Here is a 25,497-nt window from a genome sequence, read left to right as displayed (position 1 = left end):
CTATCTATTTTCAAGCTCAAATTCCTTCATATAGTCTACTAATTCTTGTACACCTTGGGTTGGCATCGCATTGTAAACACTAGCGCGCATACCGCCGACTGAACGATGTCCCTTTAGCGTAACGAAACCGCGCTCTTTCGATTTTTGTAAAAACTGATTGTTAAGCTCTTCTGACGGTGTTGTAAACGGAATATTCATAAGTGACCGATACGTGGGATCAACTGGTGAAGTAAACAATTTAGATTCATCTAAAAAATTGTAAAGAAGTGAAGATTTCATTCTATTTTGTTCTTCCATCGCAGATACCCCGCCTTGTTCTTTCAACCACTCTAGTACAAGTTTTGCTACGTAAATACTAAAGGTGGGCGGTGTATTATATAGGGAGTTATTTTTACTGTAAGTTTCATAGTTTAACATCGTAGGACAAGCACTATTTGCACTGCCAATTAAATCTCTTTTTATAATTACAATCGTTAAACCCGCTGGCCCTAAATTCTTTTGCGCACCCGCATATATGAGACCAAACTTCGTAACATCATATTGTTCTGATAAAATATTTGAGGACATATCCGCAACGAGCGGCACTCTTTCTAAATGTGGAATATCCACATATTTTGTCCCCTCAATTGTATTGTTCGTTGTAATATGTACATAATCTAGTTCTTCATCATTTGGTAAATCATCCATTTTAGGAATCGTAGTAAACTTCTCTTTTTCAGAAGAAGCAATCACTTGTACTTCTCCTACTTTTCCGGCTTCTTGCAGCGCCTTTTTAGACCATGAACCTGTCAGTACGTACCCAGCTTTTTTATACGTACTCATTAAATTTAACGGTATCATAGAAAATTGTAATGACGCACCGCCCTGTAAAAATAAAACTTCATACTCATCAGGAATGTTCATTAATTCACGAAGTAAGCTACTTGCTTCATCAATAATACTTTGGAAATAAGAAGATCTATGGCTCATTTCCATAACAGACATGCCTGTCCCGTTATAATTTACAAGCTCCTTTTGCACTTTCTCTAAAACTGGCAAAGGGAGTATAGATGGTCCTGCTGAAAAATTATACACTCTCTCCATCACCCAGATAACCTCCCTATTTCTCATTTTTATTATTTTTTAAACTTTCTGAATTATAACCTATATACAATACACGGTCAATTTGTTTTCCGTCATTACGGTGCAAGACGCAATGGAATCGCTTGCATGTGCACCCTGCTTTTTATAAACATACAAAAAAGTGTTAAGTACATAATCGTACTTAACACTCTAGTAATTAAGTATAATAGCTACTTACTCGTAAAGAACCGATCGAAAATTTGATAAATAGCTGAAAGACCAAAGAGCCAATAAATAGTATCCACAAACGCCGGCATAGAACCAAACCATTTCTCAACTACATTATAATCTAACGCTACAAACAACCAATTCAAACCGCCAAGAATCACCAAAATTACTGTAAGGTATGACAAAAATTTCATTATGATTGCCCCCTAGGTGATAAGATGGTGAAAGGCCTTTCACTAAAATATATGTAGCCGATTCTAAAACTTACCTACTTTATAAAAATTATTTTTTATACCAGCCATTAATAACTGTCTCTGCTTCTTTACTATGTATTTGATATGAATGATTACTATCATTAGATCCGATAAACCAAATTGAAAAACCTTTAAAATACGGCTTCGATTCTAATACATCTCGGTAAGCACGCCACCCGTTAAATTGTACATCTTTTGAAAACACATTCGTAACATCTGGGTTCCACGGGTTTTGTAGTCCAATTTCACGCGCCGGTACGTTAAATCCACCAAAGTACACTGGCTTTCCTGTTGCTTTATGTAATTGTTCCAGTTGCTGAACAACATTTTGGCCACGATTATATACTGTCGTCGCAAATAAACTTTGTTTTACTTCTTCGTATGATGGATTTCTTTTCCCTGAAACTTCAAACCAACTATCAATACTTATAATGTCCACCTTTTTTAAATACGGACGATTTATTTTCTCTTTAAATTTCGCCTCAAAAGAAGGATCAAAGCTTGCAGTTAACCACCAATTCATTTGATACAAAACATTTCCTTTATACTGCTGGCGAACAAAATTAATCGTATCATTCCAATATCCTTCTGCATATTCCATATTAACGAAATTAGAAGCGATTTTCAGCCCATACACATTGTACTTACTTGTAATAGAATTAAAAATATCTTGTAAAACAACCGTTTTCCAATTCCAGAAGAAATCGTTAATATTACTCGGGTTCCACTCTGTTTCTCCAATATTTCCTTGCTGAATAAATGGGAACGGTTCCACTATAACTTGTATATTACGCTTTAATAATTCTTGAATTAAAATAATAGCTTGTTTCTTTTGCGCCTGATTAATTACCATATTAGCAGAATTCACATTCGGAATATCAACTTGGACCGGTACATTCACCGTATTTAAATTCAAGCGCTCTACATCAGCTAACACTTTCTCTACATTGCCTACTTCCCATACCGTTACGTTTCCTGATTTTATTTTTCCGGATTGAACAGTATTTACATCTGCCTGTACATTTCCCTGGAAACAAAAAGAAAACAACATGATACACACTCCTAAAAAACTTATTAAACTCTTATTTTTTTTCACAACTTCCCCCCATAATTTTTGACTTTCTTGATTATTTTATACAACATTTCACATATATTCCAGAAAAAAATAAATACATTTCCATTAATAAAAGTCTTATCCATATAATTCCCCTAAAAATAGTAAGATAAATAAAAAAGGAGCGTATTTCCGCTCCTTTTCTATCTTTTCACAATGGAAGTTATTGAATATTTTTTGATAACCTAACCACATCTATTTTTTGTATAAATAAATTTTTATCTATATTCGCTTTTTGTTTGTATTACTTTTATTTACTTCATTATTTACCTTTGCAGTTAAGAATTCCTTTGTTCTTTTTTCAAAAATCACACCATCATACAAATAAATTCTTAACTGTGTACAAAGTAATAATTACTTCATGAATATTATAGCTATAATTAATTCTTTTAGTTAAAAAATTAAGAAGGGAGAGAGATACGTATATTATTCAAGTGTTCATTAAATCGGAATTTAACGAACACTTGAAAGAAGGGAAGTTAACCTCCCTCCTTATTACAGATATTGATTTTCTTGGATCCATGTTGTTTCCATATCCCCAGTAATCTTGTTCAAAGCTCGTTCAGCTACAGTAACTGTTTATGCTTTATATAAGGATAATCCTAAAAAAGTAATCGTAATTGAATTAGAGAAAACGGATGATGGTTGGAAAATTAGTAAATTATAAAAAACGGTCTAGAATTGTAGGCCGTTTTTTGTTTCCTCAATCTTCTTCTTCAAAATCACGTAGACTAGCAAGCAATTCTGAAAATGTTGAGCAAACAGGATATATTGCTTCCTCTATGTCTTCTTCCTCATGATCCCAGAATACGATTATTGGTGAATCAGTGTTGTTTCGATAATCAAAGCATAGAAGATTGCCGAATGGATCTCTAGCAAAAGGATATATTTTGTCAGGTAATCTATCTTTCGTACTATTATATGTTTCTAGAATTGAATATTTTCTATCAGAATCTAAGGTTAAAAGATTATTAAGTGAATTTTCATCTTGATTTGGAATGTTAAATGTATCTGGCGTTGGATATCCACCATCATATTTTTGTACACAATCAATAAAATCATTAGGAAATTTAATATTTAAGTATTGTTCTAATTGTTTAATTTGGTCATCTGTTACTCTTTTTTCATTTACATTAATCCATGTAATGTGACTCATGGCTAAGTACCTCCCTATTTATCGCTATCTTTTCCCCAAATTTTATATCCACCTGTATGACCAGTATCATGATGAGTCTGATAATCTACAAGTTGCATCCTTCCAGTGTCTTGATGATGATGCCATGTATAATGCTCTGGAGTTTTTCCCATTTTAAATAATTGAATTTCTTCATACGTAAATTTTAAAGCTAATTCAGGATTTTCCATTATTTGTTCATATAATGCCTTACTACACTTTCTAGACTGTGTTGTTCTAGACTTTTTGAAATCTGCCTCTTTTAACATTACCTCGCCTTTTGATTCAAAAATAGGAAATCCTTCAGCATCATACGGAATACCTGTAACAGGGTGCTTATCTCCTGCTAAGTCTCCTTTACGCAAACGAATCGTTTTTGGTCCATTTGCACCTTCATAAGTATACGTAGCTGCTTTCTGTAAATATTGTTGTGTACTACCGACACCTGCATATGAAAGATGATTACCAGCTTTAAATTCATAGTTATTTAATATGTGTAATGCATTTCTGTATGCCGGAGAATTAGTCACAAGTGATTTCCCTTTAGTAAACCCTGTAATAGCAGCCACCTTACCTGCTTGTCCTACTTTATCTAGACCTTTGCTACCAAAAAAGCCTGTGAGTAGCGTAGTGACTGCGTAAGCTGCATAATGTTCTCTGCTTTCCAGATTTCCATTCCAAAAATTATTCATAAATGTATCTGATACAGTGTTCCATGCAGCAGGAATAGTCTCCCTATAATTTACAATCGCATTTCGCATATTTAACCAAGTTTCTTTATCTCCTAAAGCTACGAATCCTTCCCATGCATCTACAACACCATTTATAAAGCCAGTAGAAATACCAGTCCATGCTGCATTTAAATCCTTTTTATTCAAAAATGACTCTTCTGATTTTGGTGGGAGTTTTCCACACATGGCTCCTTCTTCAATATCAGAGTCAACTAAATTTCCGTCATACGATTCATCCGCTTCTCGGAATTTAACAGCTGCACGTTCTAATTCTACTGCGATTTTATCTAATTCTTGCAAAATGTTAAACATCATTGGTTTTGCTTCATTAAACATCTGATAGAAACGATCACTGCTTGCTCCGCTCCACTGAGAAGCTATATATTCAATTTGAGAGTATAAATCTTTATGTATATATTCTAATGATGATCTCGTATTTCTTACGGTTTTAGCAGCTTGTTCTAATTGTTCCGGTGTTACCTTTATTTGTGTGCTCATTCCATCCCTTATTTGCATATATATTATGAAAATTATAACATATCATTATTTCATTAATGGTTATCATTTGAAAATATCCGTTCCTAAAAGTGAAAGTATATCCCATCATAAATACAGCTCCAATTCCTCATTAGAAAAATGAACTGACTTCGTACAATAACCCACAACTTTAAAATAACCCCGGTTGTCATAAAAGACATCACGTTTTTATACTGATAGTATTATAAAATAAGTGGTTTATTAATTTTGCAATGAAATTCATTTTATAGACCCCTCTCTTTGTCAATAATTTATCTACTTAATACAATTATATATTCGAATAGATAACTAATAAAAACAACAAATTTCCGAAAAATATATTTCGTTTATTAATAATATAATTTTTGGTATTCGATTGATGGTCGTAAGAAAAACATAATAGGATAACGCCACATGCTCGTCAAGCGAAGTTAAAATTATATCCTCAAAATAAAAAAACGCTATACTTATGGTAAAAATCTCCAACTGGAGTACCGATGAAATCAGAAGGATTGAACCAATGCTTTAATTCAGTATCCGTTGTATTTCTTCCAGAAATCCTTACTCCTCTTTTTACACAAAAACAGACTGTGGAGAAGATTTTCTCCACAGTCTGAAAAGAATCCATATATATATGGATTCTTTTATTTATCACCTTAACTTACTGTAACCTATATTGTCCTGTTAATTGTTCCTCTGCCATTCGAACTAAGCGTTTTGTAATTTCTCCACCGACAGAACCATTTGCACGTGCTGATGTATCCGGTCCTAATGTGACTCCTAATTCACGAGCAATCTCGTACTTCATCTGCTCAATAGCACTTGCAGCTGCAGAAATAAGAATTTCATTTGTATTACTTTCATGTCTTTGAATATTCATAATTGTACCTCCATTATATTTGCATATAACATGTGATTAATTATGATATTTATACATGGGTTAACTATATTTTTCTAATATTTCTAGGAGCATCTTATTTCGCCTTGTCATATTTCACTAATTGAATTTAAAACACATCCGTATGCTATTTAGTAACATTTACTATTCGAGACGTAATTATTGCAGTAATCAAGATAATAAGAGCAGTTATCAAGCCAGATTCTCCAATCCAAATCTCAGTTTGATATCCTGTACTTGCACGTGCGAAAGGTCCTTGAATAATGGCATTCCAAGTAGTATGGATGATAACCGAAGGCCAAACGCTACCTGTGATAAGTCGTAAATAAGCTGTAATATAACTGAATGGTACAATACAAAAATAGATGCCAAGTACTGAAAGAAGGACAGATGTTCCCTCTACATATAGACCAGCAATAACAATTGGAACATGCCACGTTGCCCAAATCAATCCACTAATAAGGATGGGCCGTGAAAACTCTGCATCGACTAGCCTTGTGAGCATATAACCTCGCCAACCCATTTCTTCTCCCAAAACTGGGATTAAGTTAAGCAAACTTCCTAAAATGCCGCTCAATACTACTAGATAAATGAAACTGAATGGTGCCGTTAGATACTGAAGCCCAAGTATATTGTAGATTGGTTCTAACATACCACCTTCGGGATGCTGAAACCCCGCAATCCCGCTCAACCAGGCGATAGAATAAGTAATTCCACAAATAATCATAGGTATTAGCAGAGCAAAACCAATCCCCTTCCATATCTTTAAGTTACCGAGACTAAAAGATACATCTTTAAACCCTTCTTTCAGTATTATGCGAGTCAAAATAGAAGAAAATGCTGGGGTAAACATATATACCACAATAAGCGGCATACTTTTAGTAATTATTACTACTACATTTAGGATAATAGAAGTAATGATTAAGATACTCAGAAAGAGTTGCAGTCCTATTTTAGCACGTTGGATTTTATCTTTATTGTGGAACGATTTTGCGTGTAATATCATTGTAATCCGCCCTTCCCCTTTAATTCACTTGTTTATCGAATTTACTTCTTGTCATTTCCACAGACACAACTTAGAATAAAAACATTTTGGCATACAGATTAATTCATCTTTAAAATCCCTCCCAAATTTATAATCTAGTCTTACTTGCGACTCATCAATGTAATTATTATTTATAAGTTGTCATAGCCGATAGTACAAAAGTGTAATGATTAGTCTATGACCTGTGTCAATTAACCTTATGACAATATGTAACTAGAAAATATGATATGGGATAGATAACAATTGAATTAAGGCAATTGATTCGTGCAAGTACATGAATCAATCTCGCTTTTAAAAACAATTCAATTGAGGTGGAAAAAAATGAATAAGAAAAGAATAATTGCAATGGTTAGTACAGCTTTATTAGTCACAGGATGTGGAGAAGTAGGAAACGCTCAAACAGTAGCAGTCGAAAATTCAGGTCAATCAATCCAAAAAAATATAGTTAAATCAATACAATCACAGGCTTACCCATTAAAAACGATAGAACCGTCAAAATCATTTGAGGATTTAAAACCACTTAAGAAAATGATTGGGAGTGCACAATATGTAGGATTAGGAGAGAATACTCATGGAAGCTCTGAAATTTTCACTATGAAGTTTCGACTTGTGAAATATTTAGTTACTGAGATGGGTTTTACAAATTTCACAATGGAAGAAGATTGGGGAAACGGCTTAAATCTAAATGAATATATCCAAACAGGAAAAGGAAACCCTAGGGAATTTTTAAACTTGTTATATCCTACTGATGAAATTATAGCCATGATTGAGTGGATGAAAGATTATAATGCCGATCCATCCAATAAAAAAAAGATCCAATTTATTGGGCTCGACTTAAAGGAGTTGGACCAAGGTTGCTTTAATAAAGTAATTGATTATGTAAGGCTGCATCGACCAGATTTGCTGGCAGAAGTAGAAGAAAATTATAAAGAATTGTCGGCTTTTAATGGAAGTACACAGGAATATATGGACCTTGCTCCTGAAATAAAAGAAAAGTTCAAAGCAAACGCTGAGAGAGTAGCTCGATTACTAAAAGATGAGAATAAACAAACCAACACAGAAATAGTTTCACCCGAGTACATCTGGGCGAAAGCAACGGCAAGTGCAATAGAGAAATTTACCACAATGCTAATTCCTAACGACTATCCAAGTATGTTAAAGCTACATGAGCAATACTTGGCCGATCATGCAATGTGGGCACAAGAGACATTGGGTGGTAAAACGATGGTATGGGGACACAATATTCATATTGCTAAAGGAATTATCGATGAGAAATTATACCCTTATGTTGCCGGGCAATTTTTGAAGGAACGTTTAGACACTAATTATGTCACAATTGGTAGTACAACTACGGAGGGGAATTTCACCTTATACAGCGAATATGATCCTTCTACTGGAGGTAAGATTACAACGGGTACGATTCCACAAAATGTAAATAGTTTTAACTATACCCTCGGAAAAGTACCATATAACATGTTTTTATTGGATACCCGTCACCTTAAAGGACAAGCAGAGAAATGGGTTAAAACAAAAAGACCATTACTAAGTATAGGGGGACAAATATTCCCAAACGAATCGGCATACTTTGATAAATCATTGCTTGAGCAATTTGATATTATTTTTCACATTCGAAAAACAAGTCCATCTCATATTAAATAAAAGTACAAAACAATCCCGTTCTTGCATCTGCAAGAACGGGATTGTTTTATGGAGATTAATATAAGCATCTTTTTTAACCAGAAGTAGGTTACTCTCCCCTTTTTAGCATCATTTAGAGATGTCATATGACACTTTTACACTAGTGAGAATGACAAAAAAAGCAATATAATTCGTTTATTACATAGATAGGAGCGATGAGCTTTATGAAATCAAGATTCATCCAGAATGGTTATTTTTTATTACTAACTTTCATTACAGGTTTGTTTTATTTTTGTTTTTATCTAATAGCTCTGCTATTCAGTTTCACCCTTTCATTTACGGTAGTTGGGATTCCATTAGTTATACGCGTACTACAAACTACCACACCCTTTATCCAATTCGAGCGCATACAAACGAAAATTTATACTGATATTTCGACAGAATCTTACGATAGAAGTGTAACGACGGATACATCGGACTGGGCGCAAGTAAAATTAGGACTTACGGATCGCCACACCTGGTCTGCTGTCTTTTGGTTAATGCAGAAATTTGTGATTGGCATTTTCAGTCTCATTAGTGCAATCATTTTTTATGTAATGCCACTTATGTTCCTGTTAGCACCACTATTGTATCGATACATCGATATGAATATTATTTTCATACAGATAGATACTTTTCCCAAGTCACTCCTTGTAATGTCTATCGGTATAGTGTTTACCGCCATAAGTATTAAAATAGTAGATGGTTTAACGAAAAAATTTGGAGGTTATACACGCAGTATGATTCAGCAACTAAATCGATAGAAGTTTGTAGTCTACGAATAGTAGGCAGTTTAAACTTAAAAATATAACAATGTAAGAAGGATTATTCTATAATATAGGAAATGAGAAAGAAGGCTACTTAGGGGGTAAATAAATTGTTTGATATGGTTAAATATTGGTTTTGGTATGATTGGATTATGTTAGGAATCCGTCTACTTGTTAGTGTGTCTACCCTCCTAGCAACATTAAATTTCCAGGATGGTTTAACATTACCACTTTGGATTATTATTATTTGGGAAATTATTGCCTTCTCTATTCCATGGGTAGCCTTACTATTCAATTATAAATATTACTTATTCACAGAAATATTGCTATATGGTGGACTATGTATATTCTTAACCTCTTTATTTCCAGAAGCTTACAATATCTTTCTTATATCGGTATTTCTTATCGCAGCAAATAGTAAGCATTTGTCCTATTATTGGACAGCTCCAACAACAGTTTTTATAACAACTGGAATTTTCTATGCGGTTGCGCCAAGTAATAGCTATTGGGTTATGGTCACCTATTATGGATTCGCTTATGTAATGGGATTCGCCTTTCATTTATTAATCGTCAATCATAAGCAAAATGAAGCAATTCGTAAACAAAACGCAGTACTTGAGCAATATATGTCTCAGATTGAACGCATAACACTGGCAGAGGAACGAAACAGGCTATCGGGTGAGCTTCATGATACAGTTGGTCACGCTTATACTTCTATTATTATGGGGATGGAAACGTTGCGTACCGAACTTGCTACTGAGATGGGTATACAGAGGCTAGATTCTCTGCTTGAAATGGGACGTAAAAGTATTGAGGACGTGAGAGGTTACCTACATCAAATGGATTCTCCGTGTCAATCCCCTTCCTTGATTCAATCTCTACAAAATCTTGGAGCCGAATTTCAGGAGCACGCTCAGGTAAATGTAAGTTTTAGGACATTCGGAGAGGAATATCAACTATCTCGGCAAGCGAAGATAGCGTTCATTCGTTGCTTACAAGAATCTCTTACAAATGCAGTACGTCATGGTCAGGGGACTGAAATTATAGTTTCATTGCAGTTTGAACAACAATATACGAGGTTAGAAGTTCAAGATAACGGAAAAGGAAATGTAGAATGGCAGGAAGGCTTCGGTATGAATGCGATGAAAGAACGGGCAATGAATTTGCAAGGTCAATTGTCTGTATATACAAAGCCAGAGGAAGGAATGCTTGTTACATGTACCATACCGCGACAAACTGAAATAAAAGATGGACTTATTCGTTTGTTAATTGTAGACGACCAGCCATTTATTCGGGAAAGTTTGAGGACACTACTCGATAGATATGAAGATTTAAATGTAGTCGGTTTGGCTGAGGATGGCAATCAAGCCATCGATTTGTGTGGGCGCCTTCAACCCCACGTTATACTTATGGATTTAGATATGCAGCACATGGATGGAGTCGAAGCAACCAAAAAAATTAAGCAACAATGGCCACATATCCGCGTATTGATTTTTACAACTTTTCAGGATACCGAACAGGCGTTGGAATCACTTCGCAACGGTGCGGATGGTTTTTTACTCAAATCTATTGAAACATTGGAGCTAGCTAATACGATCCGACTTATTCACAAAGGTGGGACACTGATTGATCAGGGAATGTCTCACAAAATATTTGAGAAGTTTGATGAGCAAATCGAGACACCACAATCAAAAGCAACTGCTTATGAGCTAACAGCTAGAGAGATAGAAATATTGCAGCTAGTAGCAAAAGGACTTCGATACACTACCATAGCATCAAGGTTATATTTATCGAATGGTACGGTCAGAAACTATGCTTCCACAGCTTATACAAAGTTAGGAGTCCGTAACAAAGAAGAAGCTGTTCAAAAGGCTCTAGAAATTGGAATTATTGAATAACAAAATGTTTTGCGGTATATACCAATGAATAACAAAAAAACAGAACGCTTTGTGTGGTTTCTTTTGTAACAGAGTAAATAAGGCCCGTTATCGTATAAGTAAATGTTAAAACACTTACTGTTTTGTCATAATAAAATCATTGAATCTTATTCTCTAAAATACAAAAGCCTACTATCAATTTAACTGATAGTAGGCTTTTAAAATGATTTAAGAACTGGGTTATGTTCTAATTTAACAGTTTTCATCAGTGGAAATATTATCACTTCGGCTCTAAAGTTAACACCTTCCCCTCTATTCCATCCATATTCAATGTAGTCGTATGATACTCACCGTTCACCCAATCATCTATTTGATCATGATACCAATCGCTTCTAAAATGTCCTGATTGTCCCGGCCCCACTATATGATAACCGTTTGACATATCTTTCGTATCAATAACGAATCGCCAAGAAGCTCCGTGATTGACAATACCGTTATCTCCGTAACTTGCTGCTTGAACGGTAACTTGGCTTCCGCCAATTGGAACTGGTTTCTCACGATTAAATGCAAGTAATGCTAACATACTAGATGATCTCGAAATCGGATGTGTAAAAGCAAGTTGATGGTAATCGCCCCACTTCCACTCTGCAACATTCGGTCCATATTCCTTCTGTAATTTTTTCATTACATTCTCGTACGATGTATGCACAACTTTCGTGAACCCTCCGTACTTCGTAAACCAAGCGCTATTTTCTCCTGCTACTTCTTTTCGAATCAATTCATCAACAACTTGTGACTTCCCTTCAAATAACTCCATCACATCTTTCGGTATTTCTTTTGAAAATAACGTATTCGAAATCTCTTTCATTAACAAATGGAATATTAATGGTGCAGCTTCATCTTTACTATCGTAAAAATTCCACTTTGTTAATTGTTTTACGCCTTCTTTCTCTACTTCATTTAAAGATGCTTTATTTAACTCTTTTAAAAATATAGGAGCAAATTCTTTCCCGTATAAATTTTTTTGATCCATCTGTAACTCTTCTAAATCTTTTACCGTATACTTATCCTTCTCTTGCAAAAACTCTTGAATACGCATTTGCCTATATGGCTGCGCCCACGTATTACTAATATGGTACGGATAATTATCATCAACAATTTTATTATTTGCAGTTGAAATAAACCCTTGTTTTGGATTTATTACTTTCGGTAGCTGATCAAACGGAATATACCCTTCCCATTCATATTCGTCTGTCCATCCTGGCACTGGCAAACTACCATCACCTTTTTTACGCACTGGTATATTTCCATTCGCTTTGTAAGCAATGGTTCCGTCATTTGATGCAAACACAAAGTTTTGAGTTGGTGTATGAAAATCTTGAAGAGCAGTTTCAAACTCATTCCAGTCTTTCGCTTTATTCATATTTAATACAGCCTTTAATTCAGCTGATGGCTCTAAAGCAGTCCATTTCAAAGCGAATACTGTTTTCGTTTTCTCTTTCCCTTTATCTGCAAACTCTGAAATTACTGGACCATGCCTCGTAACCGTCACGTTATACGGAATTGTTTTCCCGCCTTTTACTTTAATAGATTCATCAACAACCGTAGCTTTTTCCCACTTATCGTTATACAAAAATTCATTTTCATTATTAGGATTTCGCTTCTCAATATATAAATCTTGCACATCAGGACCAGTATTCGTAACGCCCCATGCTATTTTGTCATTGTGACCTAATATAACACCTGGTACTCCTGCGAAAATAACGCCACTCACATTTAAATCTTTCATTTCAAGTTGCGATTGATACCAAATAGAAGGCGTCGCAAGAGATAAATGAGGATCATCTGCTAAAATTGGCTTACCAGACGCACTCTTCTCACCGCTTATGACCCAGTTATTACTACCGTTAAACTCAGGCGGAATGATCGTTTTTGCAAAACTTTGTGCTACGTCCACATTTGTATTTTTCAGTTCAGCTAGCAATCTAGGCGCATCTTTCGGATATGTAGGAAATAGCTCATTTGCTTGCTCTTTCGGTAAATTTTTCAGCGCCCAATATCGAAATGCCTGTCCGTGCCAATGTCCGCCTAAATCAAACGCCATATACTTTCCAATCGTTAAAGAATCCACGATTGACCATTCAGCAGGTTCATAACCTAATAGAGTAAACTCCACTGGCAATTTCTTTTCGGCCTTCGCTTCACGTATAAAGGTATTCACCCCATCAGCAAATGACTGCAGGGCATATTTCGCTTCTCCATCATATTGACTAACAGATGCTTCTGCCGCTCGCCGTAAACCGAGCGTTCGAAACAATTTATCTCGATCAACAGCTGCTTCCCCTACAACTTCACTTAACATACCAGAAGCTTGTCTTCTACTTAAATCCATTTGAAACAAACGATCTTGCGCTTGTACGTATCCTTGCGAAAAATATAAATCATGCGCATTTTCCGCTTTAATATGTGGTACACCTTTACTATCTCGTTTCACCGCAACAGCATGTTGTAAATCCTCAAGTTTTATCGTTCCATCTATCTTTGGCATAGAACTAAGCGTATATATGTTCAAAAAAATCGCTGTACAAATAACTAATAAAAGAACGATACTACTAGACCAAATAAAAATTCTTTTTCCCCTATTTCGTTTCTTTTTTATGACGACTTCCATACAATCCCTCCTCTCTCAATCTATTCGCTTCTATTGTGAAAGAACCTTTTAGAAAAGAAGAAATCATTACTTGCTCATGCTATGGATCATACAAACTGAATACTTCTCTCTTACGCACTATTTCCTTTCCTTTATTGAAGCTTACTCGTCCTTTCTTACACCAATTCTTCAAAATCCCCTTTACATAAGCGAACGTCCCCTTATTATTTTCAAACGCAATTTTAAGTGCCTCTAGTACTTTATCTCCTGAAACTCTTTGCATCCATCCCTTTAATTCCTTCACTATATATGGAGATAAACTACTAATATTTTGTTCGTAAAACTTGTAAACTTCACTATGCGGAGTGACCTCCTCTACTCTTTCTACCTCTTCCTTCTCTTGAATAATTACTTGTTGTGAATTACTATCAATCTCTTCCTCTGGCATACCAAAATACTGAAGTAATAACGGAATCTTGCATTCTTCTTCAAGACATTTACGCAAAAACTTATGTAGGAACTCTTTACTTTTCACCATTTTCAGCTCACGTAATACACATTTCTCTATGTTCGTATTAAAAATAGGATTATAGTGTAACCAATTTATAATGAATAACTCTTTCGTTTCCGCATCATATAAAATCTTCCCGTATTCCACAAACCGGTTCAATAACTTCTCAACAGTTTCCATACTGTAACCAGTTTCAAGCTCTGCCAAACGTTTTGGCAATATGTAAATACCACATTGCTTCGTTTTCGTACCAGTTAACAAATATATGTAAAAATAACGCTCTTCTGGCGTTAAATCTAATATGAATTCATCTTGCCAAAAGTTCACCTGCACATTACGGTACACCGCCATCAGTTTTCCTCCCGCTCTTTACTAGTAAAAAGGAAAATTCCAATCCTTCAATATAAATATAGGAATGAGGTAACGGTTTTGGCATTCAAGTTCCAAATTTTTTTACTACTACTACGCCGGTTTTATTTTTTCGCGCTTGTTTTGTTCTTGTAGTTGTTTTTGTTTTTGTTTTTGTTTTTGTTTTGTTTTGTTTTTTCTTAGTGATTTATTACTTGGTAGGTGCTTATAAGGGGCTTTGAAGGGGCTTATATAGTGTTTTCATTCCTCTCTTATCCGATGCCTAATTACAAATGTCTCCAACAATCTTCATATGTTGCAGACAACCATTATGATTCACCTGCTCATATTTACACGAAAATAAAAAGCACTTGTTGCCTTCGTAGACAATTCAGTGCTTAAAGTTAAAAGTTTATAAATAAAAGTGTCTATAATCGACATAGTTGATTGAAATACGATTCTGTTACATTTATTTTAGTAACGATAATATGATACATACCGAATTATCTACAACTGAACGTTCTGGACGAGATTTCATTAACACTGTTAATCCAATTAATGAAGTGACTAGCGTTTGTGCCAATGCTTTAGCATTCACATCACTTTGCAGTTCTCCTGACTGAATACCTTTGGCGATTAATTCTTGAAATATAACTGAAAGATACATTTGATGTTCTCTAGTCAACACTTCAAATTTTTCATTATGAGGAGCAAGCTCCACCATTGTGTTAATACAATAACAGCCTTTATTTGATTCTCTTTTATATTCATCTTCCACCATATTTTCAAAAAATGTACGAATGGCCTTTTTTACAGATTGTTCTTTTTGAAGTTTTGTTCGAATGCTAGCCGCATGTATATTTGTGTATCTCCGTAGTGCAGCTTCAAACAGCCCTTCTTTATCACCAAATGCTGCATATTAACTCGGTCTTTGTATTTCCATTTTAGCAGTTAGATCACTTAATGAAGCAGTAGCGTATCCTTTCTCCCAAAAAAGTTGCATAGCAGCATCCAAAGCTTTTTCTTTATCAAATTCACGTAGTCGGGCCATTTAATCCCTCCTCTTTTTTCACCTGTTTTCTAAATTATAAATCACGTTTTTATGTACTAATCAGTATATTATATATCGTATTAAATTATAAATGATATGTCAAAAGAAACTGAATTTATTTTACAATTCACTTGACATAGCAACTTATCCCTGATTATATTTGACTCACGAAATAACATACCGTTCGGTACATTATTTTAAAAACAAAAGGAGATGATATTATGGATACTAAAGAAAAAATGACAACTGCTCTTACACAGAATAATGATCAGTTCCAATCACCTATCAATACAATCATGCCCCGCTATATAACTCTATTATTTTCAATAGCTTGTGGGATGCTGTGGCGAATATATACTTCGCTCATCCTCTACTTGATTCTTTATCAAATGCGTTTAAGATCAACCATTCAACTATTGGTGTCGTTATTACGATTACTCAAGTTTGTTATGCACTCGGATTACTTTTATTAGTTCCACTTGGTGATTTGTTAAATCAAAAAAGACTTATCATTGTTCAAATGCTTTTATCCGTTTTCGCTTTAATTGTGGTCGGAGTCGCTCCTTCAAGTACCGTACTTTTTATAGGTATGGCCTTAGTCGGAATTCTTGCGACTGTTACGCAGACACTCGTCGCATACGCATCCATTTTAGCTAACCCAAAAGACCGTGGGCGAATAGTAGGTTTCGTCACGAGCGGTGTCGTAATAGGAATTCTACTTGCACGTACATTTGCTGGAACATTAACAGATTTAGCGGGATGGCGTTCCGTTTATCTTACCTCTGCTGTACTTATGCTCTTCGTAATTGGTTTGTTATACCGTAATTTACCTAATCTTGAACATAAAAAAACAGCTATGACCTATCGTAAATTATTACGTTCTGTTCTCTTATTATTTGTAGAAGAAAGGATCTTACGTATTCGTGGAATATTAGCATTGCTTATTTTTACTTCCTTCAGTATTTTATGGACTTCATTAGTTTTACCTCTAAGTGCTGCACCATATAATCTATCACATACAGCTATCGGAGCATTTGGTCTTGCTGGAGTTGCTGGTGCATTAGCTGCCACTAAGGCCGGACAACTCGCTGATCGCGGATTCGGAGAAAGAACTACTGGCATAGCCTTATCCTTATTATTACTTTCATGGCTCCTAATTAAATTAATGAACCATTCTCTATTCCTACTAGTTATCGGCGTTATCCTTTTAGATTTAGCTGTGCAAGCTGTACATGTCACGAACCAAAGTATACTTTTCACAGTGCGTCCTGAAGCGCGAAGTCGGCTCACTGCTAGTTATATGATTTTTTATTCTATCGGCAGTGCTACAGGTGCAATTTTTTCCACAAACATTTATGCAAGCTACGGATGGAACGGAGTTTGTATATTAGGTGCATCTGTTAGTGCTTGTGCTCTTTTATTCTGGGCAATGACCTTACGGCGATCATCATAAATAAAGGCTGTTTTCTCAAAGATTGTTACTGCTAAAACTAAAAGGCAGATTTAATCTACAAAACGTGTAGAATACTTTGCTATAATCAACCCAGGATATATAATTATGGTTAATCGAAAGGAGGGATAATAATGAAACAAGTAGCTCTCCATCAATTGCACAAAGAGCATAATAAACGAATAGCAGAATTTCATAAAAAACACGAAATTGAAATTCAACGTGGTGAAAATGGGAACGGTTTGTTAGCTAAATGGGAAAGATTTTTTTATAACAAGGTAATTTCCCCTCTAAAGAATGTGAAATAATACCTACCTATTAAATGAATTGTCATCCTTGTACAGTTCATTTTTGTATCGCATTTTAAGTCAAATACGCATTACTCTTTTTTTCTTATTCAACTAAACTACTCCATTAGTTAAATAACAATAAACCACTGAATCTACCTAAAAAGCATCTGATTAATGATGCTTTTTATCTTTTCTTAATGCTTCAACTGTGAAATATTTAGATTTTTGGCAAGCTGAAATAAGTATTTGCTCTATCCAATTTTCAAATGCTAAGTTTTTATGTAACTCAAGCCAACGATATCAGTAGAGGTGACTATCCAAATAATACGTACAAACGCCTTGAAATCGTTCCATCCATCTTTTCAAGCGGCGATGAAAGTTATTAACGTGTTGTATGTGGAATATCCCTTTTTTTACTCGTTGATAGAGAGCAACAATCTATACGAAAACAGCCTAAATAAAAGGAGAATAATTTATTAGTGCATTTTTTAATATACTTTTTTTCAAAACTATAAAATTGTGAAAAATACGATTCAGGATTCTCCAGAACGAACAAAATCCGCTATGAATAAGCTTCTAAACACTGTGGGGATTTCATATGCGCCACTACATGAAAAGGCAGTCGAGACTGCAAAAGAAGTTGGTATAGTTGAAGTAAAACGTAACAAGAAAAAAGCAGTTTTCTAAATGCTTACGAAAATATGCATTTAGAACTTGATAGAGAAAGACTCGGTTTCAAACGTAAATATGTAAGATGTAAAAAAACAAAAAGGGGTATCAATCATTCTTGATTGATACCCCTTTTTACTTTGGTTACTGAACTAGCTCCGTAGAAAACATTCATTTAATTCTGGACAACTTATATGTTGAAAATTTCTTCATTCAATTTATAAACCCTATCTCTTTTCTCATCATTTTTGATAAAAGTAAGCTTTCCTTCTGTAACAAACCCTTCTAATATTAAGCATACTTGTCCAAAGGCTTTCGGCTTATTCGTAGTGAATCTTTCATCGGGTATTTTACCAGATCGTATTAATCGTTCGCATAGCTCAAGTGCACTTATTTCTTCAGAATTAAGTAATTCCAAAATAGCTTCTTGCAATGGCGATAACGGTACGGGTATCTCGGCTACCTCCACCTTTTCTTTTTCTTCTTCAAATAAATCTTCAAATGAAATTTGATTCATTACATCTTTTCCTTTCTAACAACTGATTTGTATAACATGAACTGAATCCTATAGGTACGAGAACTTTAAATATTAGTTATTGTTATGTAGTACTTACCTTATTACATGAATTTCAAACTCATGTACATCATTTCATATAGTATGTTTTGATTATACCAAATATACGTTCTGTCTTCTATTGTAGAATTCGTTATAATAAGAATGAAAGTAATTATGAACATTTATCTCGTTGTTATTTGTATAATTCCTGTAAAAAAATAGAAATAAAATCTGTAAATTTGTATAATAAAATTGAAAGAGTAAAATCTTAATATAGAAAGGTCTTGGTAACATGTTAGGTATTAATGTTGAAAAAACAAAAGACGAACTAATTATTTCATGGCAATTCTCTAAAATTCATATTCCATTATGTGAAATCACTGAGGTAACTGAAGATAATACATATGCTGGTGTTGAAGAAAAAGCGCAATCCGAATTGGAACAGCATATGGTACAACTGATCGTATTTTAATTAAGACAGTAAAGCAAAATTATTTATTATTCACTACTAATAGAGTATCCATTTTAAATAAAATAAAAGCTTAATTGTTTTTCTTCATATATTTAAATGTTAAACACCTACATTCTATTATAGTAAACGCGACAAAGGATTCGTTGATTACTCCTGCTCCTAATTCGGAAGCATATGGTGAAACTATATAATACAAACACCCTAGCTCTTCGCTAGGGTGTTCTCAGTTTTATCCATAATACAAATGGTCGCTACAGTTATCTTATATTTGTAAATATATATCATTCACATTGCCTTTCCACTGTTTCTACAATTCTCATTTATTTTTCATCTATGTACTCATTTCTCACTTTTATTTATTTTTATTAACTCCCTGTAATTGACTAAGAACCTCATTGGCAGTGCTCTCAAATCTTTTAGGGTCATCAGCAATAATTTCATTAAGTAAATCAATTACCGTTAGTTGTATATCATGATTCATTCCTACAAGCACTTTAGCATACTCACTTCTACATAAATCACTATTTAAAATTCTTATGTTTAGTAGAATTGCCCACTCTTTTGCACTCTCAACCATTTTTGGTAAAGCTTTAGGCATCTCTGTTAGATATTTTTCCATTTCAAAACTTTCAATAAAATGAACTAAACCAAACATAACTTCTTCCGCTTGTGTTTCATCCTCAAATACTATACACAACTCTTTAATAAGCTTCTCATCAGTACAATCTGCTAAGTTTTCTAATATATTATCAAACTCTTCACATTCCGATTGATTTTTAAAAATCTACAACTATATAATCTCTTAACCTCAGATTGAGAGTCCATATAAATTTCTCCTTTTAAATGAATTGGGTAATTAAATTAATATGATCATTAGTTTTCAACTTTTCTAATCCGCCTAATCCAAGAAAAGGCACAAACCCGAAACATTCATTATATGTGGTGTTCCATACTTTTCTATTAAATCAATATATGGCTTCCACCTTAAGTATAAATTTTTAAATATTCAGCAATTTCTGTTTGTCCTCTTTCAATAGCAAATTCATAAGCTCCCATATCTTTCATAGTCTTCTCTGTATACTTGATATTTATATCCAGACCATTTTTAATGAGAAACTTTACAATATCAAGGTGTCCGCCATAAATAGCTGCAAATAGTGGATTTCTATTTGGGTCACTAACATCTAATATTGCACCATTATCAAATAAGTACTCTACAATACCAATTTCACCTTCACTAGCTGCATGTGCAATAGGCGCTGACTTTGGTACACCTTCATTAAGGTTAATATCCAGACCAGATTCAACAAGAAATTTTATCATATCCAGTTCACCAGCTCTAGCCGAAACATGTAGCCACGTTCCATAAGGCGTTACAAAATCAAGCAAACTTTTATCAGTAATAATTATCTCTTTCGCTTGTTCTATATCACCATTTTTAATGAAATCATAGATTTTTATCGCTTTTTCCTCACTTTCCATAGAGTCCCCCTGCATTATTTTTATCTAGTTTAAAAAGTTAGCTTTCCTCTTCATACTTTTCCTCTATCACTATCTGTTAATTAATTCTTTAATTATCGTTTCAGCCTTATGTAATTCTTCTAATAGCGCATGTGGATAGTCATTGTAACTGTCCATATACGCACGCACACCACCCACAATGGTTATTCCCTTAATATCCTCGTTATTCTCTAATATTTCTAATGCCTTCTTATATCTTTTATATATTAATTGTAAAATGCCACTATTAATATCTTTAACATAGTCTTTCTCCAACTTATGTATCACGACTTTTACTTGTTGAAGTAACTGCCTTTTCTTGTTCACTATGTCCTCCTATTTACTCGTTACGAATTATAATTGTCCATTTTAATATCCTTGCATGCTCCCCAATCTAATTTATCTCTTTTATAACATAATATTTTCCACTTCTTTTTTCTGTTTTTTCTATAGTCTTACCTCTTTGTATCTGGTCAACTGAGTATTTCTATCCTGCTCTATTTAACTAAATTGGATTATCTGGATACTCATCTAAATATCTGCTAATTAAATCTTTACTTTCACTATCATCTGGTTCTGTTCCTAAGTATTTATACTCCCAAATAACTAACTGGTCACCAAAACTATAATCAGTATCGAACCAATTGGTATAATCATAATGCACCTTCAGCTTTCCATTGCTATCAAGAGATAGTGTAAAAGAGTACCACAGTTCTTGTTGATTATCATTAAAAACCTTCCTTAGTTTATTACTTAACTCAAATAAAGTTCTACCCTTCAGTTTATAGTACTCTTTATCAATGTCGTATTCATAAGCAATTTCTAAACTATACTTATAGTTCTGTTCATCCTGGGGTGTGTTATAGAAAAAGTAAGTTCCTCCACCTGTCTCAGATATTTGAGCATAAAAATAGAATTTTCCCCATTCTTCCGGAATCATTTCATTAACTGTCTCGGCTATTTCTCTATACAACTTATTCATTCCTTTTTCCATATTAATTAACCTCCTGTTCGATATTTTGTTCTGAAATTACTGTAACCCCTTTTAAAGCTTATTATTTTTCACTTCTTCAAACCACTCATCAGCAATATGATCGGCCGTTTTAATCTCGTCATGAGTATATATTAAATCATACTTGTATTCAGCTTTAAACCTTCCACTCTCAGTATCATAAATTAACTTCATCTCTGTTGGCATATCTCTTTCATATTCTTTACATAATTCTTCGATTTTTTCGATATCTTCACATAGTATTCGAAGTACCATAAACATTCTTTTTGGAGACACATCATATTTTCCGTCTCCATCTTCCAATGCATCATTCACTTTATGACACTCTACATACTTATTATTAATCAAATAAAAGAAGCTGCTTGAAATAACGTCTTCTTCACATGAAGCATACACATATACTTTATCGGCCCTGTCTTCAACATATTCCATACATATAGATATCATATCCGATTGCAATTCACTAAACTTTTCCTCAAATTCTTTCATACTACTTTTTCACTCCTTAGATTAAAAGTTAAATGGCAACGTCTTGATACCCCACTTCAGTTACTTTTTCATTTAATAGACGTAGCCCAAGTCCATTCTCTGTATCCCATGTACAATCGAAAGTTATCCCAATATCTCGCTCTTTATTAATATCTCCATATGGGACTACAATTCCAACTAAAGTGATCCTATTAAGTAACTGATCAATTGTTTCAATATGCGGATAATTTTCATTAAATCCAATATCATATCCTAATTGTTGACGCTCTTGCTTGTAATAGTCTAAAATCGCTTGTAAAAAAACTTGCTGCAATTGTTCCCAATTTTGCAATAATGAATTATAAGCAATATATTGTTCTTCATCAAACTTACCGTCTTTTTCACCTTTAACTATCAATGCTATTTCAACTTCTTTTCCACAAAATTCAACGGTAATGTCCTTAACCCATCCATATGTATATTCAATCTCACCAAAAACCACATCATTTATGATCATGTTTAACTCTCCCTGTTTACTCTCTTGGATCCATATCGATTTCTCTAATCATATGAAAGTTACCCTCTAATATTAACTGTTTTTTCCAGCCACTTCTATACTCAGTATAGTACTATCAATTGCTAATTTTCCAATGAGTTTTTTCGCCTTACCGTATGGAAATCTCTCTACTAATACATAAGGAAGATTTTTTGAACCCTTTAGCAAATCTACCGCGGCAATCTCAAGCCCTAATACGCTCTTTATTCTTATTAAATCTTTCAAACCTTCACTAGGAGTTTTCACTAACACTATATTACAAATATCAGACGAATTATTTATCGTTTTCTGTTCTATTTCACTTACACAACCACTATTTACCCATTTTTTAAAATCAGCGGTAATTACAGTAGCATGGCTTGGATTCATATCCCCAGAACCAATTACTAACACCCCTTTTTCCTCTGCATGCTGAGCCATTAAAAATACATTACCGCCACCGTCATCACCAATTGAGACATACCCCATCGCATACTCATTTACTTCCCAAACCTCGTTCCTTTCTGCAATATGCTCCGTACCATAAATAAGTAACCCACCACCGATTGAAAAGCCATTTGCACATCTCAATAAACCCTTATATACATTTGGTAATGTAACATTCATGCGATTTTCTACTGCTTGAATTTCAATATCACTCGCTGCTGAATTTTCTATCAAATCTGGAATATTAAATAGATTAATCATTTAATAATCCCTCCTAAACTATCAATATATTTAAACATATCGCCTGTCATCTCTCTATAATCGTTTCGCAATAGAGTTCATTAAATTCATAAAGTATGTCGGTATGTAAGTCTTCATTTTTCATTTGGTAAGTAGACAATCATTTTCCCTTTCATGTACTCACCGTTCCATCCACAAGGCCATCCTCCCATTTTATACACCTTAAATACCTTTTCATAAAAATTATCCACTTTTCCATTTACTAAACGATTTAGTGCACACATCTCAAGATCTCTTTCTACTTCTTCAAGAATATTTATATGATCAATAGAAATAAACTCCTGATAATAATTATAGTTATCAGCAAAAACTTCATATAACATATCTTTTTTTGATTCCATATTAGGGTTATAAGTTCCTTCTAATAATTTTGCACTTTCATCCGATTTCATATCATCCCAAACGATTTGGGTAACATCCAAATCTTGAGACCAAGCCAATTCCTGTGCTTTATCAAAATCATGAATCATTTCAATGTCATGTAATAATTGATGTAACTTTATATCATCCCTATCAAATAAGCTTCTTTTTTGTATATACTCGATAACTTCCTCAACTAACTTAGTATTTTCACCATACTTCATCCCTGTAGCCACCTTTCTCGTCCGTCGTCCTTCATTCCCCTTCTCCACACTGTATTCACTTATGGATATTCTTTTGAATTTCATTGATTTTTTGTAAGTATCTTTACTCATGCAGAGCTGCCTCGAAGCCCCAATGCCCTAAAGTCTAATCAAAAACAACTCTTAATCCTAAGTTTTACCATAAATAAAAAGAATCCATTTTGAAAAAAGATTGATCAAAATAGATTCTTCTTCAGCAGATTTTTTGTTTCGGCTTTATAAAAATTCGAGCATTTTCTGGCTGTATCGCTCCATCATCGTGCCTGATTATTCTCTTAAAATTGAAGAGTTGCTATTAAACTTTCTTAATATACTCATACACTTCTTTAGGTTTTATATTAAGCATGTGGGCAATTTCCGTTATTTTCTTTCCTTCTTCCTTCATCTTTTTTACTTTTATCTCCATTGTTTGCTCATATTCTTCTGCAATATCAAATAATGGACTTAATAAAGAGTGCCATATTTCAAAATCAGTAAATTTATTTCTTTCCAAAAACTCATTTAGCAATATTTCTAATTCTTTAGTTTGTATCATTCTTTTACCTTCTAACACTTGTTTCTCAGTAAGAAAATCACCTATATCTTTCATAAAATTAATAAATGAGTCCATGGAATCTGCAAGAAAATCGCCACCACTCCAACTGTCCATTCCGTGCATGATTGAAGATATAGGATATCCTTCCTCATTTAAATCAATAATAATTGGATCTCCACACATAGTTTCATATGCAATAACAATCCAATTTGCATCCCAAGTATCTTCCTCATCGGTTACAAGGGAGTTTCCATCGGTGTCAATGCTGTATCCTACTTGAAATTCATCTAATTGCTCAAAAGAACATACATCAAAATTTACATACTCTCTAATTTTTTTATGTTCTAAGTTAATAAGTTCTAAATTTCTCTTTATCTCTCCTTTTTGATGATAAGAATTAAATTGTATCATTGTCATTTTTACTACATCCCTATTCATACTTTATATGTATTCTTTTGTATCTGGTTGTTTACCAACCAACTAAGCCAAGAATATTAATAATAGATATTGTTATTTTTTCTTTACCTCACATAAATATATCTTTGCTGTATTCCCTATAGCTATTAGAAAACAAATTACAATAATGCCCTATACTTTACTTAATAAATTCGATGTTATTATTGTAAAATCCTTTTGCACCGAAACTGCTCCTTAGTTTAATAAAAAAACCCTGTAAAACAGGATCTAAACAAACTTTAGAACATCGTAACATTCTTTAAAACGTCACGACTTTATTT

At 33.8% G+C, this 25,497-nt stretch carries 23 protein-coding genes and 7 pseudogenes; 8 read left to right on the top strand and 22 right to left on the bottom strand.

What is annotated here, in order from left to right:
• The 3 genes from serC to JFT89_RS03765 form a co-directional block, all read right to left on the bottom strand.
• A complete protein-coding gene (gene serC, locus JFT89_RS03775) occupies positions 1 to 1,083 on the bottom strand; it encodes a 3-phosphoserine/phosphohydroxythreonine transaminase (protein WP_201039464.1) in 1,083 nt (360 codons plus the stop codon).
• A gap of 209 nt (positions 1,084 to 1,292) precedes the next feature.
• Complete coding sequence (locus JFT89_RS03770) at positions 1,293 to 1,484, bottom strand: DUF378 domain-containing protein (protein WP_016095805.1); 192 nt, start codon at positions 1,482 to 1,484, stop codon at positions 1,293 to 1,295.
• Between the two features lie 88 nt (positions 1,485 to 1,572).
• Positions 1,573 to 2,640, bottom strand: coding sequence for a glycoside hydrolase family 113 (locus JFT89_RS03765; protein WP_201039463.1), 1,068 nt, complete (start codon positions 2,638 to 2,640; stop codon positions 1,573 to 1,575).
• Between the two features lie 571 nt (positions 2,641 to 3,211).
• Between JFT89_RS03765 and JFT89_RS03760 the strand changes: the two are divergent.
• Positions 3,212 to 3,325, top strand: a pseudogene (locus tag JFT89_RS03760) (DUF4878 domain-containing protein); the annotation flags it as partial.
• 36 nt (positions 3,326 to 3,361) lie between these two features.
• Here the strand turns inward: JFT89_RS03760 and JFT89_RS03755 are convergent.
• From JFT89_RS03755 to JFT89_RS03740, 4 genes are all read right to left on the bottom strand, one after another.
• Positions 3,362 to 3,814 (bottom strand): SMI1/KNR4 family protein, encoded by a 453-nt coding sequence (locus JFT89_RS03755; protein WP_061688622.1) that lies wholly within the window; start codon positions 3,812 to 3,814, stop codon positions 3,362 to 3,364.
• Positions 3,815 to 3,828: 14 nt separating this feature from the next.
• The gene (locus JFT89_RS03750; protein WP_201039462.1) at positions 3,829 to 5,061 is read right to left on the bottom strand and encodes a WXG100 family type VII secretion target; all 1,233 of its coding nucleotides are present in this window, start codon (positions 5,059 to 5,061) and stop codon (positions 3,829 to 3,831) included.
• Between the two features lie 679 nt (positions 5,062 to 5,740).
• Positions 5,741 to 5,959, bottom strand: coding sequence for an alpha/beta-type small acid-soluble spore protein (locus JFT89_RS03745; protein ID WP_063218271.1), 219 nt, complete (start codon positions 5,957 to 5,959; stop codon positions 5,741 to 5,743).
• A gap of 145 nt (positions 5,960 to 6,104) precedes the next feature.
• Positions 6,105 to 6,983: a CPBP family intramembrane glutamic endopeptidase gene (locus JFT89_RS03740; protein WP_201039461.1), complete on the bottom strand. Its 879-nt coding sequence runs from the start codon at positions 6,981 to 6,983 to the stop codon at positions 6,105 to 6,107.
• A gap of 360 nt (positions 6,984 to 7,343) precedes the next feature.
• Between JFT89_RS03740 and JFT89_RS03735 the strand changes: the two genes are divergently transcribed.
• The 3 genes from JFT89_RS03735 (at position 7,344) to JFT89_RS03725 (ending at position 11,364) form a co-directional block, all read left to right on the top strand.
• On the top strand, positions 7,344 to 8,681 hold the full coding sequence (locus JFT89_RS03735) for an erythromycin esterase family protein (RefSeq protein WP_201039460.1): 1,338 nt from the start codon (positions 7,344 to 7,346) through the stop codon (positions 8,679 to 8,681).
• A gap of 203 nt (positions 8,682 to 8,884) precedes the next feature.
• Entirely contained in the window at positions 8,885 to 9,463 is a 579-nt protein-coding gene (locus tag JFT89_RS03730; protein WP_002084562.1) for a sensor domain-containing protein, read from the top strand.
• Positions 9,464 to 9,576: 113 nt separating this feature from the next.
• Complete coding sequence (locus JFT89_RS03725; RefSeq protein ID WP_201039459.1) at positions 9,577 to 11,364, top strand: helix-turn-helix transcriptional regulator; 1,788 nt, start codon at positions 9,577 to 9,579, stop codon at positions 11,362 to 11,364.
• Positions 11,365 to 11,623: 259 nt separating this feature from the next.
• Here JFT89_RS03725 and JFT89_RS03720 read toward each other — a convergent pair whose 3' ends face one another.
• The 3 genes and pseudogenes from JFT89_RS03720 to JFT89_RS03710 all read right to left on the bottom strand — a co-directional run bounded on the left by JFT89_RS03720 (position 11,624) and on the right by JFT89_RS03710 (position 15,903).
• Positions 11,624 to 14,014, bottom strand: coding sequence for a penicillin acylase family protein (locus JFT89_RS03720; RefSeq protein ID WP_201039458.1), 2,391 nt, complete (start codon positions 14,012 to 14,014; stop codon positions 11,624 to 11,626).
• A 79-nt stretch (positions 14,015 to 14,093) separates the two neighbouring features.
• The gene (locus JFT89_RS03715; protein ID WP_002066170.1) at positions 14,094 to 14,855 is read right to left on the bottom strand and encodes a DnaD domain-containing protein; all 762 of its coding nucleotides are present in this window, start codon (positions 14,853 to 14,855) and stop codon (positions 14,094 to 14,096) included.
• 466 nt (positions 14,856 to 15,321) lie between these two features.
• Positions 15,322 to 15,903, bottom strand: a pseudogene (locus JFT89_RS03710) (TetR/AcrR family transcriptional regulator).
• Between the two features lie 221 nt (positions 15,904 to 16,124).
• Between JFT89_RS03710 and JFT89_RS03705 the strand changes: the two are divergent.
• Together JFT89_RS03705 and JFT89_RS03700 are read left to right on the top strand one after the other, a co-directional pair.
• Positions 16,125 to 17,356 (top strand): annotated as a pseudogene (locus JFT89_RS03705) (MFS transporter).
• 131 nt (positions 17,357 to 17,487) lie between these two features.
• Entirely contained in the window at positions 17,488 to 17,661 is a 174-nt protein-coding gene (locus tag JFT89_RS03700) for a hypothetical protein (protein ID WP_002168012.1), read from the top strand.
• A 153-nt stretch (positions 17,662 to 17,814) separates the two neighbouring features.
• On the opposite strand, the pseudogene JFT89_RS30095 reads toward JFT89_RS03700, so the two are convergent.
• Positions 17,815 to 18,066, bottom strand: a pseudogene (locus JFT89_RS30095) (IS1595 family transposase); the annotation flags it as partial.
• 90 nt (positions 18,067 to 18,156) lie between these two features.
• Between JFT89_RS30095 and JFT89_RS03695 the strand changes: the two are divergent.
• Positions 18,157 to 18,434 (top strand): annotated as a pseudogene (locus JFT89_RS03695) (hypothetical protein); the annotation flags it as partial.
• 68 nt (positions 18,435 to 18,502) lie between these two features.
• On the opposite strand, the gene JFT89_RS03690 reads toward JFT89_RS03695, so the two are convergent.
• Positions 18,503 to 18,829 (bottom strand): DUF3895 domain-containing protein, encoded by a 327-nt coding sequence (locus tag JFT89_RS03690; protein WP_002066161.1) that lies wholly within the window; start codon positions 18,827 to 18,829, stop codon positions 18,503 to 18,505.
• A 331-nt stretch (positions 18,830 to 19,160) separates the two neighbouring features.
• Between JFT89_RS03690 and JFT89_RS03685 the strand changes: the two are divergent.
• Positions 19,161 to 19,414, top strand: a pseudogene (locus JFT89_RS03685) (SunI/YnzG family protein).
• A gap of 278 nt (positions 19,415 to 19,692) precedes the next feature.
• Here JFT89_RS03685 and JFT89_RS03680 read toward each other — a convergent pair.
• The 10 genes and pseudogenes from JFT89_RS03680 to JFT89_RS03635 all read right to left on the bottom strand — a co-directional run bounded on the left by JFT89_RS03680 (position 19,693) and on the right by JFT89_RS03635 (position 25,177).
• A pseudogene (locus JFT89_RS03680) lies at positions 19,693 to 20,165 on the bottom strand (Imm30 family immunity protein).
• A 14-nt stretch (positions 20,166 to 20,179) separates the two neighbouring features.
• Positions 20,180 to 20,257: a hypothetical protein gene (locus JFT89_RS30705; RefSeq protein ID WP_162617079.1), complete on the bottom strand. Its 78-nt coding sequence runs from the start codon at positions 20,255 to 20,257 to the stop codon at positions 20,180 to 20,182.
• A gap of 67 nt (positions 20,258 to 20,324) precedes the next feature.
• A complete protein-coding gene (locus tag JFT89_RS03670; RefSeq protein ID WP_087962562.1) occupies positions 20,325 to 20,822 on the bottom strand; it encodes an ankyrin repeat domain-containing protein in 498 nt (165 codons plus the stop codon).
• Between the two features lie 69 nt (positions 20,823 to 20,891).
• Positions 20,892 to 21,167 carry a hypothetical protein gene (locus tag JFT89_RS03665; RefSeq protein WP_016095814.1) on the bottom strand — a complete coding sequence of 92 codons (276 nt, stop codon included), beginning with the start codon at positions 21,165 to 21,167 and terminating at the stop codon, positions 20,892 to 20,894.
• 178 nt (positions 21,168 to 21,345) lie between these two features.
• On the bottom strand, positions 21,346 to 21,834 hold the full coding sequence (locus JFT89_RS03660) for an immunity protein YezG family protein (protein WP_002066155.1): 489 nt from the start codon (positions 21,832 to 21,834) through the stop codon (positions 21,346 to 21,348).
• A 51-nt stretch (positions 21,835 to 21,885) separates the two neighbouring features.
• Complete coding sequence (locus JFT89_RS03655) at positions 21,886 to 22,341, bottom strand: immunity protein YezG family protein (protein WP_002066154.1); 456 nt, start codon at positions 22,339 to 22,341, stop codon at positions 21,886 to 21,888.
• A 28-nt stretch (positions 22,342 to 22,369) separates the two neighbouring features.
• Positions 22,370 to 22,837 carry a DUF2004 domain-containing protein gene (locus JFT89_RS03650; RefSeq protein ID WP_016095815.1) on the bottom strand — a complete coding sequence of 156 codons (468 nt, stop codon included), beginning with the start codon at positions 22,835 to 22,837 and terminating at the stop codon, positions 22,370 to 22,372.
• 72 nt (positions 22,838 to 22,909) lie between these two features.
• Positions 22,910 to 23,563, bottom strand: a complete 654-nt coding sequence (locus JFT89_RS03645) for an SMI1/KNR4 family protein (RefSeq protein ID WP_016095816.1) — start codon at positions 23,561 to 23,563, stop codon at positions 22,910 to 22,912.
• Between the two features lie 113 nt (positions 23,564 to 23,676).
• A complete protein-coding gene (locus JFT89_RS03640; protein ID WP_016095817.1) occupies positions 23,677 to 24,297 on the bottom strand; it encodes a hypothetical protein in 621 nt (206 codons plus the stop codon).
• A 223-nt stretch (positions 24,298 to 24,520) separates the two neighbouring features.
• A complete protein-coding gene (locus tag JFT89_RS03635) occupies positions 24,521 to 25,177 on the bottom strand; it encodes an SMI1/KNR4 family protein (RefSeq protein ID WP_201039457.1) in 657 nt (218 codons plus the stop codon).
• Positions 25,178 to 25,497 lie beyond the last annotated feature (320 nt).

It is taken from the genome of Bacillus sp. TH25 (genome assembly GCF_016650935.1).
Taxonomy (GTDB): Bacteria; Bacillota; Bacilli; order Bacillales; family Bacillaceae_G; genus Bacillus_A; species Bacillus_A mycoides.
The sequence above is the reverse complement of the archived record's forward strand: the minus strand, read 5'-3'. Positions and strand labels throughout refer to the sequence as shown.